The organism is Pseudoalteromonas sp. SWYJZ12 (genome assembly GCF_015864395.1).
In the GTDB taxonomy this organism is placed as follows: Bacteria; Pseudomonadota; Gammaproteobacteria; order Enterobacterales; family Alteromonadaceae; genus Pseudoalteromonas; species Pseudoalteromonas arctica.
In genome coordinates, this window is sequence record NZ_JADYXH010000003.1 from 214,270 (window position 1) to 229,279 (window position 15,010).

17 protein-coding genes are annotated in these 15,010 nt (G+C 38.4%); 4 read left to right on the forward strand and 13 right to left on the reverse strand.

Annotation, left to right across the window (positions count from 1 at the left end; genetic code table 11):
- Positions 1-19: 19 nt before the first annotated feature.
- Genes lpoB through I6F42_RS05405 form a run of 3 tightly spaced genes read right to left on the reverse strand, consistent with a single transcriptional unit; the run spans position 20 to position 2,450 of the window.
- Positions 20-640 (reverse strand): penicillin-binding protein activator LpoB, encoded by a 621-nt coding sequence (lpoB, locus tag I6F42_RS05395; RefSeq protein WP_007375407.1) that lies wholly within the window; start codon positions 638-640, stop codon positions 20-22.
- A gap of 11 nt (positions 641-651) precedes the next feature.
- Complete coding sequence (locus tag I6F42_RS05400; RefSeq protein WP_007582549.1) at positions 652-1,077, reverse strand: YcfL family protein; 426 nt, start codon at positions 1,075-1,077, stop codon at positions 652-654.
- An 8-nt stretch (positions 1,078-1,085) separates the two neighbouring features.
- Complete coding sequence (locus tag I6F42_RS05405) at positions 1,086-2,450, reverse strand: COG3014 family protein (RefSeq protein ID WP_197151305.1); 1,365 nt, start codon at positions 2,448-2,450, stop codon at positions 1,086-1,088.
- Positions 2,451-2,966: 516 nt separating this feature from the next.
- Between I6F42_RS05405 and I6F42_RS05410 the strand changes: the two genes are divergently transcribed.
- On the forward strand, positions 2,967-3,836 hold the full coding sequence (locus I6F42_RS05410; protein WP_197151306.1) for a DMT family transporter: 870 nt from the start codon (positions 2,967-2,969) through the stop codon (positions 3,834-3,836).
- Positions 3,837-3,855: 19 nt separating this feature from the next.
- Here I6F42_RS05410 and I6F42_RS05415 read toward each other — a convergent pair whose 3' ends face one another.
- The 7 genes from I6F42_RS05415 to I6F42_RS05445 all read right to left on the reverse strand — a co-directional run bounded on the left by I6F42_RS05415 (position 3,856) and on the right by I6F42_RS05445 (position 10,510).
- A complete protein-coding gene (locus tag I6F42_RS05415; RefSeq protein ID WP_197151307.1) occupies positions 3,856-4,542 on the reverse strand; it encodes a M15 family metallopeptidase in 687 nt (228 codons plus the stop codon).
- Positions 4,542-5,672 carry a succinyl-diaminopimelate desuccinylase gene (gene dapE, locus I6F42_RS05420; RefSeq protein WP_197151314.1) on the reverse strand — a complete coding sequence of 377 codons (1,131 nt, stop codon included), beginning with the start codon at positions 5,670-5,672 and terminating at the stop codon, positions 4,542-4,544. Before dapE ends, I6F42_RS05415 begins: the two co-directional genes overlap by 1 nt.
- Complete coding sequence (locus I6F42_RS05425) at positions 5,672-6,016, reverse strand: ArsC family reductase (protein WP_197151315.1); 345 nt, start codon at positions 6,014-6,016, stop codon at positions 5,672-5,674. Before I6F42_RS05425 ends, dapE begins: the two co-directional genes overlap by 1 nt.
- Positions 6,017-6,020: 4 nt before the next feature.
- Positions 6,021-6,518 (reverse strand): PTS glucose transporter subunit IIA, encoded by a 498-nt coding sequence (locus I6F42_RS05430; RefSeq protein ID WP_007582561.1) that lies wholly within the window; start codon positions 6,516-6,518, stop codon positions 6,021-6,023.
- A gap of 3 nt (positions 6,519-6,521) precedes the next feature.
- Positions 6,522-6,908: an ACT domain-containing protein gene (locus I6F42_RS05435; RefSeq protein WP_007582563.1), complete on the reverse strand. Its 387-nt coding sequence runs from the start codon at positions 6,906-6,908 to the stop codon at positions 6,522-6,524.
- A 226-nt stretch (positions 6,909-7,134) separates the two neighbouring features.
- Positions 7,135-9,294, reverse strand: a complete 2,160-nt coding sequence (gene pta, locus I6F42_RS05440) for a phosphate acetyltransferase (protein ID WP_197151316.1) — start codon at positions 9,292-9,294, stop codon at positions 7,135-7,137.
- 1 nt (position 9,295) lies between these two features.
- Positions 9,296-10,510 (reverse strand): acetate kinase, encoded by a 1,215-nt coding sequence (locus tag I6F42_RS05445; RefSeq protein ID WP_197151317.1) that lies wholly within the window; start codon positions 10,508-10,510, stop codon positions 9,296-9,298.
- A 284-nt stretch (positions 10,511-10,794) separates the two neighbouring features.
- Here I6F42_RS05445 and yfbV point away from each other — a divergent pair, with 284 nt between their 5' ends.
- Entirely contained in the window at positions 10,795-11,241 is a 447-nt protein-coding gene (gene yfbV / locus I6F42_RS05450; RefSeq protein ID WP_007582569.1) for a terminus macrodomain insulation protein YfbV, read from the forward strand.
- Here the strand turns inward: yfbV and I6F42_RS05455 are convergent.
- The 3 genes from I6F42_RS05455 to xthA are packed head-to-tail and all read right to left on the reverse strand — an operon-like array spanning position 11,238 to position 13,509.
- Positions 11,238-12,053 carry a putative RNA methyltransferase gene (locus I6F42_RS05455; protein ID WP_197151319.1) on the reverse strand — a complete coding sequence of 272 codons (816 nt, stop codon included), beginning with the start codon at positions 12,051-12,053 and terminating at the stop codon, positions 11,238-11,240. The genes yfbV and I6F42_RS05455 overlap by 4 nt on opposite strands.
- Positions 12,050-12,697 carry an energy-coupling factor ABC transporter permease gene (locus I6F42_RS05460; RefSeq protein WP_197151322.1) on the reverse strand — a complete coding sequence of 216 codons (648 nt, stop codon included), beginning with the start codon at positions 12,695-12,697 and terminating at the stop codon, positions 12,050-12,052. Before I6F42_RS05460 ends, I6F42_RS05455 begins: the two co-directional genes overlap by 4 nt.
- Positions 12,698-12,702: 5 nt before the next feature.
- Positions 12,703-13,509, reverse strand: a complete 807-nt coding sequence (gene xthA / locus I6F42_RS05465) for an exodeoxyribonuclease III (protein ID WP_165727397.1) — start codon at positions 13,507-13,509, stop codon at positions 12,703-12,705.
- A gap of 240 nt (positions 13,510-13,749) precedes the next feature.
- On the opposite strand from xthA, the gene I6F42_RS05470 reads away from it, so the two are divergent.
- On the forward strand, positions 13,750-14,181 hold the full coding sequence (locus tag I6F42_RS05470; protein WP_007582577.1) for a hypothetical protein: 432 nt from the start codon (positions 13,750-13,752) through the stop codon (positions 14,179-14,181).
- Between the two features lie 227 nt (positions 14,182-14,408).
- The gene (locus I6F42_RS05475; protein ID WP_197151324.1) at positions 14,409-14,930 is read left to right on the forward strand and encodes an EF-hand domain-containing protein; all 522 of its coding nucleotides are present in this window, start codon (positions 14,409-14,411) and stop codon (positions 14,928-14,930) included.
- Positions 14,931-15,010: the final 80 nt, after the last annotated feature.

Sequence of the window (15,010 nt, forward strand, 5' to 3'; positions counted from 1 at the left end):
ATAAGCAGATTGGTATTGGCTACCAGCCAAAGGTTGATTTTTCTTTAGTTTTACGAATTTCAGTTTCGTCTGCCCACTCAACTAGGCCGCTTTCCATATCCATTAAACGCATTGTAAATTTGTAGTATACGTCTGATTTATCGGCATTTGATTTAACGATGCTTGATAAGTTCCCATATAACATATATTGCGCACCAATTTGTTTACCAAATGCAACGGCTGTTGCAGGGTTAACAAGAGCATCTTCATTTTGAAACGTTAATTGCTCACGTACTGACTCAACACGGGTCATATCTACAAAACGGAACTTACCGCTGCGTAGCATTTGTGTTGAGATTGAATCGGTGATTGATTCTGTATCAATGTGCTCGCTGGTTTTATTTTTAATACGCTCAACAAATACTACAGGGCGTTTATTAGCGGTCATTGTGCCAACAACAGGTGAGCTGAGTAATGAGTCGGTCATTTGGCTCGCTACTTTTTGTAAGTCGGTAGAACCAAAATTAATATCTGTTGTTTCTACTGCTTGTGCATCGCCATAACTTACTACGGCTTTATTAGCACAGCCACTTAATACTAAAGCGCTCAAGCCAACTAAAGCGTAAGTTGATGCTGTTTTAAATTTGTTACTGATGATCATGGTTGTTTCCTTTAATCTTTAAATTCTTGTGATTCGGTAGACACTTCTCTTACTGCTAAAGAAAAGGTAACCGCATCAGAGCTAGGTGCTAAGCCCGGTAATTGTGTTTTTGCAAAACCAAATAAGGTGAGTGCTTGCCAAGGTGAATGATTGCCTTTAATAACAAAGCCGTCTTTATCAAACCAATTAAATTGATACTGCAAATACTGTGATTTTTTATACTGGCTCGAAAGTGTCACTACTACATCGGTTAACTGGTTGGTTTGACGTGTTTTAACATCAGTAATGGCCAGCTTTTTACCGAGCTCTGGGTTATCTACACGTAATTGCTCATTAAACTGATTTTTATTTTGTTCAACAGAAATACCCGATGTAACCGGTTTGCTGGAACATGCACTGAGCATTAAGACTGCTAATAATGGCGCTATGTATTTCATGATGGCTCCTAAAGTTGAACTACGTGGTAATTAAAGTAGTTATTGACGGAGGTTAAGTAAATTAACGTTAACCCTTGCTTACTAACGGTAAAATTTATAGGTGCTTGTGTGCCTATATGCACAGAATGCTCACCTGTATTTAGGCTTTGCCTTGCAACACTTATTTGATTTGGAAGTGTAAGCCAGCTACGTGTATCAGCTTGCTCAGACGCCAAATTATAAATATTAGCAAGTATGTTACCTACATCACCTGCACTGCGAGCAAGTTCTGCACGCACTTTCTCTTTAGCTACTAATCTAAGTACTTGACGAGCTACTTTTGCAGGTATTTGATCCTCTAATGTTTTTGCTGCAAGTGCTTCAATGTGTACTAATGGGCTCAGCTCTAAGCTTTGTGCATCTATGTTTATATTATTAAGGCGGCGCACATAGGCATTATCTTTATATACTGGCATTGCAAGGCTGTAAAAGCGTGCATCGCCGCGTGATGAATAAATTGGTAAGCGCAGTTTAAATTCATCTTGTTTTGGTACTAAGCCTTGTTCAAATAAAACAATTACTTCGCCTTGTGTTGCAGAAATAGTGGGTGCATCACTAAAACGTTTTTTAAATTCGCTTAGGTCTTGGTCAAACCCTTGTTTTTTAGCAAGGCGCATTACGTCCTGCTGTAAATAAATATTGTTAGGTTGTATAGCCAGTGCTTTTTTATAATCAATATAAGCATCGTCATACTGTTTAGCACTTTGGTAAAGCAAAGCAGATAAATAAAATGTGTAGGCATTTTGAAAGCCATTTTTTACATCTCTGGTCACATTACCCATGCTAGGGTAGTGCTGCTGCGCTTCTTTAACTGTTGAGTCGACTTCTGCGTCATTTTCGCTAAGTGCATCAACTTGTACTTTATTAGCACGACGAATTTCAACTAAAGCACCCTCTACATCATTTTTATATACATAGTTAAGTGCTTTATAACTGTGTAGCATGCTCATTTCGTAAGCCGGTGGTACATAGGTTATTGCTGAGTCGTTAGTAAATAATGCATTACTTTGTTCAAGCCCTGCACTTACTTGTATTTTGGCACCTTCGCGTTTTTTTTGCATTTGGGTATACACGTTTTCAAACTTACTTTGTGCACCCTCTGGTGTGTTGGCTAAGTCGTTTAAGCGAGCTTGCTCAAGTTGATTGAGTAAGTAGCTACTGTGCATGGCGCTATTATTAGCAATAAGAGATTGCGCTTCTTCGATATTATTTTTTTCGACCGCATTTCTTATTGGTGTCATTTGCGTGGCATAGTCATTAAATAGGTCATTAAAGCCCATTGTGCTACACCCACTTAAAATCCAACAAAAGCTTAAAATTATACTTAGGCGCACTGCGCACTCCTCTTAATTTACCTGTATACATTAACATATTATTTTTAGCTAAATGTGTGAAATATTGTAAAAAATCGTAGAGTAAATTTGCTTGTCAGTATGAGAATATAAAATGATATTGGTGAACAAAGTGTGAATTTTTCTTGTTGAGTAACAATAGTGAAATGCTTAAGGTACTTTATTGGTCTTATTGAATACAATGATCCCTAAAGCGTAACGATAAATGAATTTTTTAAATGAAGTAATTGCTACTCATTAAGTCGTATATGAAAAATACTAAAAGGATATCTTGTGTTGTAGACACCGTATTTTGCAAATGCGGCTAAGATTTTAGTATAAATGATCTAATTTATTAAAACTAAATTCTCTCTTTGCACAGTTATACCAATCCTGTTTAAATGTGCTGCTCATTTAGCGGTTTTATAGGCGCTTATGACAATGTTTTTAGCTTAGTAGGTTAATTAGTTAATTAATTGAAATAACGCTGTAATTTGTTTTTATTGCTAAGGAATTTTTTTGAAAGCTACGTTGTACACAATCATTGCTTTAATTGCGTTTGCTGCAAATTCTCTTTTTTGCAGAATGGCTTTAGCCGTAGGCTATATAGATGCTTGGAACTTTACAGTTATTCGCTTACTCAGTGGTGCTGCGTGTTTGGGCATTATAATGGCTATTTATACTCATAATTTAAAACGAAAAGGCACATTTAACCACGCTATTTTAAGTGATAAAGGAAGCTGGCGAAGCAGTATAAGCCTATTAGTTTATGCACTTTGTTTTTCGATTGCATACGTAGAGCTAGATACAGGCACCGGTGCACTGATTTTGTTTTCAGCCGTGCAACTCACTATGATTGGCTGGGGTATATATCAAAAAGAGCAGTTGAGTGTGCTTCAGTGGTGCGCGTTTATAGTGGCGCTAGGTGGGTTTGTATATTTAATGCTGCCATCTGCTGCTGTACCGTCATTATTAGGTGCATCACTTATGGCACTCAGTGGTGTGGCATGGGGTATTTACAGTATTCGCGGTAAAGTGTGCGTATCGCCACTGCGTACTACAGGGTTTAACTTTATAAGAAGCTTAGTGGCTATCCCTGTTTTATTACTTGTTGGTATGAGTTATTTAAAAAATATGAGTATTGAAGGGGTTTTGCTTGCATGTGCCTCGGGTGCGATAGCGTCTGGAATTGGTTACAGTGTTTGGTATGTGGCTATGCCACTGCTTAAAAGTACCCAAGCTGCTGTTGTGCAGCTTTGTGTACCTGTACTTGCAGCCGTGGCCGGGGTCTTGTTTTTATCAGAGCAGGTAACAATGGAGTTTGTAATAGCAAGCTCGTTAATATTAGGGGCTGTGCTGGTATTTATCTTAAATAAAAAGAAGGTGTGATACCACTTAAACAAGTTCTTTATGGCAGACTAACGTTCGTTACAAAGCGTGTATAAATAGCGGGTAAGTTATCAAGTATTGCCTGCTTACCCTGTAGTTCACTGTTTTTTATGCATTCAAAAAGTACTTGTTCGCTAAGCTTATTCACTAATAATTGCGATTGCTTAATATGGCTTATATGCCAAAGCTCAGGTGCGACACCACCTAAATCATGCTGGTAAGGGCGATAAAAGCCAAATTTATCTAAGTTAGTATCAAGCCAATTACTTAAAGGCGCAAACGGCCCACCTTGCAGGTATTCATCAGGTGTTAGCTGTAGTTTATAATCATCACTTACCGCAGCTTTATCAAACACATCTAAATCGGTGCCTAAATGGTGCCTGCTTGCCCCAGGTAATGCAGAGTAGAGCATTATTGCTATGCATTTATCTACATCATTTAATTTAGTTAAATCTACAACCTTTTGCTGTTTATTATAAACAGGTCGAATACCTAAAAACTTATTATTCCAAATAATTGATTGACGATTAAAGTCGCGAAAACTTGAGGCAATAGTAAGCTCAAATCCTGCTTTTTGTGCTGCACTTTGCAGCGCTAAAAAGTCGCTGATAATAGCGCTGTGCAAGCGATGATTTTGTATATCAGTTAAATGTGTATCACTTTGCCCTGTGATACACATTATTGGTGTTGGTTTAGTTACATCCATTATGCTAAAAGTTGCTCTAATATTTGCTCGTAAATGTCGGTAAGGGCTATTAAATCATCGGTACTTACGCATTCATCCACTTTATGGATAGTGGCGTTACGTGGACCTAGTTCAATTACTTTAGCGCCTGTTTGTGCAATAAAGCGACCATCTGATGTGCCGCCGGTAGTTTCTAGATTCGTGGTTAAACCGGTTACTGATTTAATCGCTTTAACTGTGGCATCAACAAGCGGGCCGTGCTCGGTAATAAAAGGTAAGCCATTTACTATCCAACTTAATTCATAATTTAAGTTATGCTTTTGTAGAATGTCATTTACACGCTGTTGTAATTGCTCATGTGTTACTTGCGTGCTAAATCTAAAGTTAAACTGTACTTCTAGTTCACCCGGGATCACGTTACCAGCACCTGTGCCGCCATTAATATTCGAAATTTGAAAGCTAGTTGCTGGGAAGTACTCATTTCCGTTATCCCACACCGTTTGGCTAAGCTCAGTAAGTGCAGGCGTTGCTAGATGAATTGGGTTTTGTGCTAAATGTGGGTAGGCAACATGACCTTGTACGCCTTTAACCGTTAGATAAGCGGTAAGTGAGCCTCTTCGGCCATTTTTAACAACATCGCCTAATACATCTCGTGATGAGGGTTCGCCTACTAGGCACATATCAATTTTTTCACCGCGTGCCTCTAGCGTATCAATTACGCGAGTAGTCCCGTTTACAAACGGTCCTTCTTCGTCAGAAGTGATTAAAAAAGAAATAGAGCCTTTATGATCTGGATGTTTAGTAACAAAACGTTCGGTTGCTACAAGCATTGCGGCTAATGAGCCTTTCATATCGGCAGCGCCACGCCCGTGCAGTAGGCCATCTTTTATTAATCCTGAAAACGGCGGGTGTTGCCAATTTTTTTCAGGGCCTGTTGGTACAACGTCGGTGTGACCAGCAAAACAAAAATGCGGCGATTGTGTGCCTTTTCGAGCCCAAGTATTAAGTGTGTCGGTAAAAAATAATGATTCTATATTAAAACCAACCGCAGCAAGGCGATCGTTCATCTTTTGTTGGCAGCCAGCATCTTCGGGCGTTACCGATTCACGTTGGATTAGCGCTTGGGCGAGTTGAATTACGTCATTAGTCATTATTTAAAAATCTCGTCGTATTGGGCTGCTTTAAAACCTAAATGGTAACTGCCATTGTTTACCAGTACTGGACGTTTGATCATGGCAGGTTGTTCAACCAACAATGGGATAGCACTTTCTTTAGTTAGGTTTTGTTTTTGCTCATCAGTTAATGCGCGATAAGTTGTTCCACGTTTATTAACGAGTTGTTCCCAATCGAGCTTGTCTGCAAATTCACTCACCATTTGCTCATTTACGCCATCTTTGCGGTAGTCATGAAACGTAAATTCGATGTTGTTATCGGTTAAATATTTTTTAGCTTTTTTTATCGTATCGCAGTTGCTAATGCCGTATAGAGTGATCATAAATCTAGTTCTTCTTAATAATAGTTAATAGGGTGTCTTCACCCGCATTTACATGCGAATGCGAGTAATGAAATGTGCCAAGGTTATGGCCGTTTAGTAAAATTAAACTAGCAAGCATTGGAGTATCAAGTTCTCGTAAATCAAAATAAGCAAGGCGTTGACCTTTGCATATTTTGCTACCATTGAGTTGCGCAATATGAGTATGCGTAATTGATTGTGAATCAAAAATAGTTAAGTTAATCAAGACTTTTAGACCATTATTAGCTTGTAGAATAAACTCAGTACCTGCATTTTTTACTTGTAATAAAGTTCCATCAAACGGTGCTAAAATTTTATGACTTGTTAGTTGCACCATAATACCGGGGCCCAGAGTGCCAAAACGAAAAAAAGGTTCTGGGTGCTCTTTCAGTTCAATTACTTTACCTGTAAATGGGCTGGTAATATTTATTGCATTAAGAGGCGTTTTATTTTGAGCTAAATAGTCAATTTTTTGAGCTTTCATAAGTTAGTTTACCACCACGTTATAACCCTCTTTTTTTAAAGCGGAAATAGCATTTTCTGCAGTGTGTTTTTTTATGAGAATATAATCAGTATCGTAGGTTGAGATTGAAAAGATAGAAATTTTAGCGCGCGCTAATACCCCTGAAATATTAGCCATAATTCCGGTTAACGAAAAGCCAAGTGGACCTACAACCTCTAAAGCTTGCCAGTCGGGTTCGGTATCCAGGCTTTTTACTTCAAAATCGCTTGGGCATACAATTGAAAGTTCATCATGGGTTTTAGAAATAAAAAACAAAGATTGCTTTAAAAGTGCCGCAGGTATGTCGGCATCTACATCTAAACTGTGTATAGATAAAATGGTGCTGTGTAATTGTAATGTTTGTTTTGACATTAAAAGCCTGCGAACAGCAATATTGATAGCTTTATAGTATAGATTATTGGCTTTAAATTAAAGGTGTAACAACGACTAACTCAGCAGTAAATAAGTAGATAAAAGAAGGGAGTAAAAACTTACCCACAATTTCTGTGGATAAGTATGGGGGTTGCAGGGTATAAATAACCTAACTAGTTAATTATTAAATAAATAATAGCTAGGCTATAAAAAGCACACGTTACGTTTAATGAGTAAATAGCGCTTCTGTTTGAGCTGCCTGAATGGCAGTTAAGGCGATTGTATACACAATATCATCAACTAATGCACCACGGCTTAAATCGTTTACAGGTTTACGCATACCTTGCAGCATAGGGCCAATACTTATCAAGTCGGCACTACGTTGTACTGCTTTATACGTGGTATTACCCGTATTTAAATCTGGGAATATAAATACGGTCGCTTTACCGGCTACAGGGCTGTTAGGTGCTTTTTTAAGTGCTACGTTTTCCATTATAGCGGCATCGTATTGTAGTGGGCCGTCGATAATTAGATCAGGACGTTTTTGTTTTGCAATTTTTGTGGCTTCACGTACTTTTTCAACATCGGCACCCGTACCTGACGTGCCCGTGCTGTAGCTGATCATGGCAACACGCGGCTCTATGCCAAATGCAGCTGCAGAGTCGGCAGATTGAATCGCTATGTCTGCAAGTTGTTCAGCATTAGGGTCTGGGTTAATCGCACAGTCACCGTAAACTAACACTTGGTCAGGCAGTAGCATAAAAAATACAGATGATACTAGTGATGACCCTGGTGCTGTTTTAATCAATTGCAGTGGTGGGCGAATTGTATTTGCCGTAGTGTTTACTGCACCCGATACTAAACCGTCTACTTTACCTTGCTCAAGCATCATTGTACCCAGTACGACGTTATCTTGTAGTTGCTCTTGTGCTACTACGGCAGTTAGGCCTTTGCTTTTACGAATTTCGACCATAGGCGCAATATAATCATTAATAATGCTTTGAGGCTCGATAATACTTACATGTTCGTTTAGCTCAATACCTTGCTGCTGTGCAATACGCATTATTTCTTCGCGATCGCCTAGTAATATAGTTTTAGCAATTCCGCGTTGACCACAAATAGCAGCCGCTTTAATTGTACGAGGTTCATTACCTTCTGGTAGAACCACGGTTTTACCTGCTTTACGCGCTTTAGTGGTAAGTAAGTAACGAAATGCGGGTGGTGATAACTTACGCGTTTTACCTACACTTTTAGCTAGAGTATCTAGCCAGCTTGAATTGATATGCTCTGCGTTGTGATCTTTTACTTTTTCAATACGTTGGTCATCATCATTTGGTACTTCCATATTAAAGTTATGCAGTAGTAATGATGTACGCCACGTGTCTGCATCGGTTGCGAGTATTGGTAAGCCGGTTTGCATGGCTTGCTCACACAAGGCCATAATACGTGGCTCTGGCTCAAAACCACCGGTGAGTAATATAGCGCCAAGTTTAGTGCCGTTCATAGCAGATAAGCACGCAGCAACAAGTATGTCAGAGCGATCGCCCGGTGTTACTAATAAAGCGCCTGGCGTAAAATAATTTAAAATATTTGAAACCGTACGAGCACAAAAAGTAATACGGCGCAGACGACGATGAAGCATATCGCCTTCGTTAATAATCGTGGCTTTTAAGTATGCGCTTAAGTCTTTTACGCGCGGCGCTACTAAGTCAAAATCCCACGGGATTGCACCAAGTAACATAAACGGATTTTTTTTAAAAATAGGTAGGGATGCTAAACGATTTAACTCGTTTTCAAGCTCTTCAGGTTTATAGGCATCGACTAAATCGGCGCGTGCACGACCTTCTTCATCAAGTGGCGCATTTACTTTATTAAAAATACAGCCCAGTACGCGAGGGTGATCGATACCACCATAGTTACCTGCTGCAATTTCAAGGCGGTCTTCTATTTGAGTAATGGTGTAATTACCTGGGGTAAGTACAAATACAATTTCGGCGCCGAGTGTTTGCGCAATTTCGCGGTTTACACGCCCAGCATAAGGTTGGCGACGAGTAGGTACCATACCTTCAATAATAGCGACTTCGTCGTCGTTTATTTTACTTTCAAAGCGTTCAACAATTTCCTCTAGTAGGTCATCACCTTTACCGTCGCCAATCATTTGCTCAGCATAATCAAGTGCAAAAGGCATTGGTGGGTTAATAGGTGAGCCTTGAGTGACTATTTGCGTTGATTTTTCAGGGCCTGTTTCACCTGAACGTGGCTGAGCTATTGGTTTAAAAAAGTTAACTTTAACTGTTTTTTGTTCAAGTGCACGCACTAAACCAACTGATACCGACGTTAAACCCACACCGGTAGAAACAGGAATTAACATAATACGACGTGCCATATTAAAGCTCCTTTACAATATTTGCAGCATCAAGGGCAATAACCCATTCTTCATTAGTTGGCATTACTACTGCTTTGACGTGTGAATTTTTACAGCTAATAACGCCTTCTTGACCAAAGCGCGCATTGAGGTTGGCTTGCGGATTACAATTAATGCCTAAAAAGGCAAGTTGTGTAATTACTTTTTCACGAATAATATCTGAGTTTTCACCAATACCACCAGTAAATATAACAGCATCAAGGCGCTGTAATGGCACCATATACGCCGCGATTTGTTTTGAAAGTCGGTAGCAAAACATTTCAATTGCGAGTATCGCTTTTTTATTCCCGGCCAAAGCGGCTTCTTCAATGGTACGGCAATCGTTAGAAAGCTCGCTAATACCTAACAAGCCACTTTTTTGATTTAGTAGGTTATCAATTTGCTGGGCTGTGTAATCAAGTTGAGTGGTTAAAAAGTTAAATAAACCAGGGTCAATATCGCCGCTACGTGTGCCCATTATCAGCCCCTCTAGAGGCGTTAGTCCCATGCTGGTATCAACACTCTTACCATTTTTAATAGCGCATACAGAACAACCGTTACCTAAGTGGGCACTAATAAAATTGCTTTGCTCGATAGGTTGCTTTAGCAGCTTTGCTGTTTGCCCTGCAACATAAAAATGACTTGTGCCGTGAAAACCATAACGCCTAACACCAAACTCGGTGTACAACTTATATGGAAGAGCGTAAAGAAAGGCAACTTCATTCATAGTTTGGTGGAATGCAGTATCAAACACCGCGACTTGTGGCAAACCTTCAAACGATGCCTGCGCCGATGAAATACCTAGTAAATTAGAGTGCCCATGAAGCGGCGCAAGCGTTGCAGACTGTGTAATGCCTGCAATTACTTTTTCGTCAATCAATACCGATTGCGTAAAGTGCTCGCCGCCATGTACAACACGATGGCCCACTGCGATAAGTTGCTCGTCTAAGTTGTGAGCTTTTATTAAGCTTACAAGCGTATTTATAGCCTCAGCATGAGCTTGATTAGCCGCTAAGTCGATAATTGTTTTAGTACCATTAAATTTGTATTTAATAGAGGGTGCTTTGTCGCCTAAGCGTTCAGCAAGGCCTGAAATGATTTCGTGACCATCGTTCGCATCAATAATGGCAAACTTTAAGCTAGAGCTACCACAATTTAAAACTAAAACGTGTTGTGATTCAGGAGAGGTTGTTGGCATAGATTCAATTTCCATAAACAAATTTAGTAAGTAAACGTTAATTCGTAATCGTTACACTTACGGTATTAAGTAAAGCTAAAACAATTGAATGTTCAATTGCAAAGTAGTTAACGCAATGTTAAATACTTTACCTTAATTAAGATGTTTAAGTTAGGATTGTTCGCCATTAAAAGGTAAATTTAAGCTGTTTTACTGAGAAAGTGTAACTCTTTCATTTTGTGTTACACTTTGCGTATAGCTCGTTTTTCCATTGTATTTAAAAGCAGTATCTGTGAGGAGTCATGATGCAAAAAAGTGTGATGTCACAACTACAAACAGGCCGTTTGTATGGTAAAAAATGGCCAATGCGCAAAGAGCTTGCGCCTTTGTTTTTAGAGTTTAGGGTAATTAGAGCGACTGAGCTTGCCATTACAGTAATGCCAATCTTAGCCATGCTAACATTGTTTTTTCAGCTAAATTACTTGGGTTCTGATTTTTTACCGCAAGCCATTGCAAGTGCATTATTTTTTATATCTTTACCATTACAAGGTTTATTTTGGTTGGGTAAGCGAGCGCAAACGCCTTTAGAGCCTGCGATGCAAAAATGGTATAACGAGCTGTACACTAAAATGGCAGCTAATGGATATCAAACGCAGTTAAGTGAAAACAAGCCCCGTTATATGGAGCTTGCCAATTTACTTAAAGATATGTTTGATAAAATGGACAGGGCGTTTACTAAAGAGCAGTTTTAGGGAGTTACATCATTATCTATTTTGGTAAACTGAGTAATATAAAACGATAAGGTGACAGTGTGTTCACCTTTTTCTTCGAGAGCTGTCCAGTGCTCGGGTCTAAATTTCCATGCAAATGGCGTCATCATTATTAAGTTTTTAATATCAGTAAAGCTAAGCGCTACATGCTCTGTTAAAAGGATCTGCTCTGATTTTTGAAACCCTTTTGGAGTGGCTATTTCAGTATGTTCGTTTACTTCTGAATATATATACGATTTTAGCTCTTTTAAATGACAAGGTCCTGGGCTTGCAACTACTAATGTTGCGTTTTGATTTGCTAGGCGTTCAAGCTCTTGCTCAAACAAAGGTGCAAATACACTTACAAGTACATCAGCAAATTGGCTTTTAAAGGGCGCTTGGCTGATTGATGCCACACTAAATTGGCAATTAGGGTAGCGCTTAGCTGCATATCTAACCGCTGATTTTGAAATGTCGACACCGTATACAACAGCATTTGTTTTATTCGCGATTGCTTGGGTATAAAACCCTTCACCGCATCCTAAATCAATAATAGTACTCGCACTTATATTACTGATAATATCACTAAGGCTTTGCTGTAAAAAACGATAATACCCACGCTCTAAAAATGCACGTCTGGCTTGTACCATTTCAAGTGAATCACCCGGTTGTTTTGAATTTTTCTGTTGCACAGGCAGTAAATTAACATAGCCTTCTTTAGCAAAATCAAAGCTGTGGTTGTTAGCACAACGAAGTGTTGAATCAGTTTTCAAAAGTGCTAGGTTACAAAGCGGGCATTGATATTCAAGACTCATGAGCCTAGGTAGTCCTTATCGTAAAAAGTTTTTACCCAATGCGGGCGATAGGTGATCATAATTGTTATAGCCATGCCGTTGAGCATTGCTTCAGGAAACCAAATTATGGCACTTAAATAAACGTAGTTATCTGCAAGTTCTTGCCAATTGTATTGCCCTATAGCTAAGTAAAATAAAGCACCTAGGCCTATTTTTATACAGGCTATAAATCCTGCGGTTATAAACGCACAAACAAATATATAAACAAAAAAATGACGAGGTAAATATTGGTAACTAATTATAAAGCCAAGATAGCTCAATAAAATAGGAATAAACGCACCAATAAGCAGTTGTACTGGTAACAGCTCAAGTTCAATTTGACCAAAGGCAGCGAGTAGGGCTGTGGCAAGTAGGCTACTTAAAATAGTCAATCGCCAGCCTAAAATTAATGTAGCAGCCGTAACACCTAGTATGTGTAAATCAAGGCCAGTTAAAATGCCAGCCTTTATTCGCCAAAGCACTGCAAACACTAACGCACACGCAAGTACGCCAGTTTGACGGACTGGCGTATTAAGCAATGTTTTATATGTTTTTTTATCAAAGCTTAATAGAGCAATAATAATTACAAGAGCCCAAAGTAGCCCCTGCAGTGTTAGGCTGAGCATAATAATTACTTAAATGTTGACCATATAGGGGCATGATCTGACGGTTTTTCAATACCGCGAAGTTCGTAATCAATACCTGTATCTATGCAGCGTGCTGCAAGCTCATTGGTTGCAAGCACTACATCTATACGAAGTCCTCGATTATCTACAAACCCTTTAGAGCGATAGTCAAACCATGAGTATTGATCGTCTGTTTCGGGGTTTTGCTCTCTAAAGGTGTCTTTAAAACCCCAATTGAGTAATGTTGCAAGCCATTCACGCTCTACCGGTTGGAAAGAACATTTACCCGTTTTTAACCAACGTTTAGCATTTACTTCGCCAATACCAATATCTAAATCGGTAGGTGATATGTTGATATCACCCATAACGATGACGTCTTGATCGGGTGTGTGATTGGTTTCAAGGTGTGTCATTAAATCTTTATAAAATTGACGTTTATAAGGGAATTTAGTTTCGTGATTAATATTATCACCTTGTGGGAAATAGCCATTCATGACAGTAAGGTCGCGACCGTTTTCTTGTTCAACAGTGACGCTTATCATGCGTTTTTGCGATTCATCTGTATCGGTGGCAAAACCTTTTAAGACCGATTTAGGCTCTTTTTTGCATAACATAGCTACGCCATAATGCGCTTTTTGACCATGAAAGTAGACGTGATATCCCATTTTTTGTACATCTTCTAATGGGAATGCTTCGTCGTGAACTTTAATCTCTTGCAAGCCAATAACGTCTGGTTGATGTTTGTCGATAATTGCTTGTAATTGGTGAAGACGAGCACGCAGACCATTGATATTGAAAGAAATCACTTTCATAAAATTTACCTTAAAATTGGTTCTATTTAATAGATTAAATTGTATCAGTAAATACGCGTACATAACATGACTGAATTGAGATAATAGCTGCGCAAATGTTGATCAAATGATGGGTAAAGTTTAAACATTGTGAATACAATATTAATTATTTAAATAAATAAAAAATTCAATTGAACTTAACTTTATTGAATATATAATGCGCGAAATTCACTTGTTTAGCTCGTTCAAATAGGATCTCTCATGAAAACTCAACTACTTTTAGCCACTGCTTTACTAGCATCTGCAACTGCGTCAGCTCAAAGCAATACTTACTTTAGCCAAGATAACAAAATTGAGTCTAAGTTATGTGTACTAAGTGCAAACGAAGGCTTTAGCGTTGCTCGTAAAGAAGCTGCCCAGCACGGTGTTTACCTATCTCGTTTTTCTAAAAGCATTTTATGTAATGGTGAAGATATTCGTGATATTGCTAAAAAAACGACATTAAGCAACGCATCAGTTGAGAAAGTAGAAGTATTTGCAAAAGACGCTCAACAAGAAACTCAATTATGTATGACGGCTTTAAAACAAGGTTTAGCACCTGTTCGTCAAAAAATTGGTAACCTAAACTCATTAAAATGTAATGGTCAAAACGTTACTGAGTTTGTTAAACGCTACCAAAACGCAGCAATCTAATTATTAGCTTAACTATAATAAGTAAATTTGAAATGCCTGGTTTTTACCGGGTATTTTTTTGCAAAAATTACAAGGTTGTTTGCAAAGCTTGCAAGCTTAACTTATTGAAACTGTTTAATAAATACACCGATAGAGATTAAGTTATTGATTATTATAAGTTAACTATTATTGGCATTGGATTTGTATTAGTTAAAGTGACATTTAATTAATTACGAAGGATACGTCTTATGAAAAAGTTAACATTAGCAGCCACTATTTTAGCATCATTAAGCCTAGCGGCTTGTTCATCTAATCAAGGTCTTGAAAGAATAGACAGTGACTTTGCAAGTTTAGATAATGATAGCGATGGCTACATCTCAAAAGTTGAAGCTGATGACGATAGCATTTGGGGCCATTTTTCAAATATTGATACCAATATGGATAACGAAATTAGCCGCAAAGAATTTAACACTTATATGAAGCTTAATAATGGCAAAGTAGCCACTGATTTTGAAGTAAGTGAGTCGGCATTTAAAGCTGAAATTGCTAAATTCGATAAAATTGAAAGCAGTTTTTCAAGCTTAGATAACGACAGCAATGGCTATATCTCGGTAGTTGAAGGTAACGATGATGATATTTCAAATCATTTTGGTTACATGGATAAAAACCAAGATAAGCGCATCAGTAAAAGCGAGTTTATGGGTTACATTAAAAAGTACGGTAACGCAGTAGCTGAAGATGATGCATTAGAAGCTTTTAAAAGTAACTAATAGTTACCATTTTAGTAAGTAAGATTAAAGCCAGTGCTAGTCACTGGCTTTTTTGTGTTTTAAATTTAGTTATTTGATAG

Excerpts from the sequence above, each read along its gene's own strand:
- I6F42_RS05445 (WP_197151317.1), bottom strand. The coding sequence starts at position 10,510 with ATGCCAACAACCTCTCCTGAATCACAACACGTTTTAGTTTTAAATTGT.
- I6F42_RS05470 (WP_007582577.1), top strand. The coding sequence starts at position 13,750 with ATGAAAACTCAACTACTTTTAGCCACTGCTTTACTAGCATCTGCAACT.
- I6F42_RS05425 (WP_197151315.1), bottom strand. The coding sequence starts at position 6,016 with ATGATCACTCTATACGGCATTAGCAACTGCGATACGATAAAAAAAGCT.
- I6F42_RS05435 (WP_007582563.1), bottom strand. The coding sequence starts at position 6,908 with ATGTCAAAACAAACATTACAATTACACAGCACCATTTTATCTATACAC.
- xthA (WP_165727397.1), bottom strand. The coding sequence starts at position 13,509 with ATGAAAGTGATTTCTTTCAATATCAATGGTCTGCGTGCTCGTCTTCAC.
- dapE (WP_197151314.1), bottom strand. The coding sequence starts at position 5,672 with ATGACTAATGACGTAATTCAACTCGCCCAAGCGCTAATCCAACGTGAA.
- I6F42_RS05415 (WP_197151307.1), bottom strand. The coding sequence starts at position 4,542 with ATGGATGTAACTAAACCAACACCAATAATGTGTATCACAGGGCAAAGT.
- I6F42_RS05400 (WP_007582549.1), bottom strand. The coding sequence starts at position 1,077 with ATGAAATACATAGCGCCATTATTAGCAGTCTTAATGCTCAGTGCATGT.
- lpoB (WP_007375407.1), bottom strand. The coding sequence starts at position 640 with ATGATCATCAGTAACAAATTTAAAACAGCATCAACTTACGCTTTAGTT.
- I6F42_RS05460 (WP_197151322.1), bottom strand. The coding sequence starts at position 12,697 with ATGCTCAGCCTAACACTGCAGGGGCTACTTTGGGCTCTTGTAATTATT.
- pta (WP_197151316.1), bottom strand. The coding sequence starts at position 9,294 with ATGGCACGTCGTATTATGTTAATTCCTGTTTCTACCGGTGTGGGTTTA.
- I6F42_RS05430 (WP_007582561.1), bottom strand. The coding sequence starts at position 6,518 with ATGAAAGCTCAAAAAATTGACTATTTAGCTCAAAATAAAACGCCTCTT.
- I6F42_RS05455 (WP_197151319.1), bottom strand. The coding sequence starts at position 12,053 with ATGAGTCTTGAATATCAATGCCCGCTTTGTAACCTAGCACTTTTGAAA.
- yfbV (WP_007582569.1), top strand. The coding sequence starts at position 10,795 with ATGCAAAAAAGTGTGATGTCACAACTACAAACAGGCCGTTTGTATGGT.
- I6F42_RS05475 (WP_197151324.1), top strand. The coding sequence starts at position 14,409 with ATGAAAAAGTTAACATTAGCAGCCACTATTTTAGCATCATTAAGCCTA.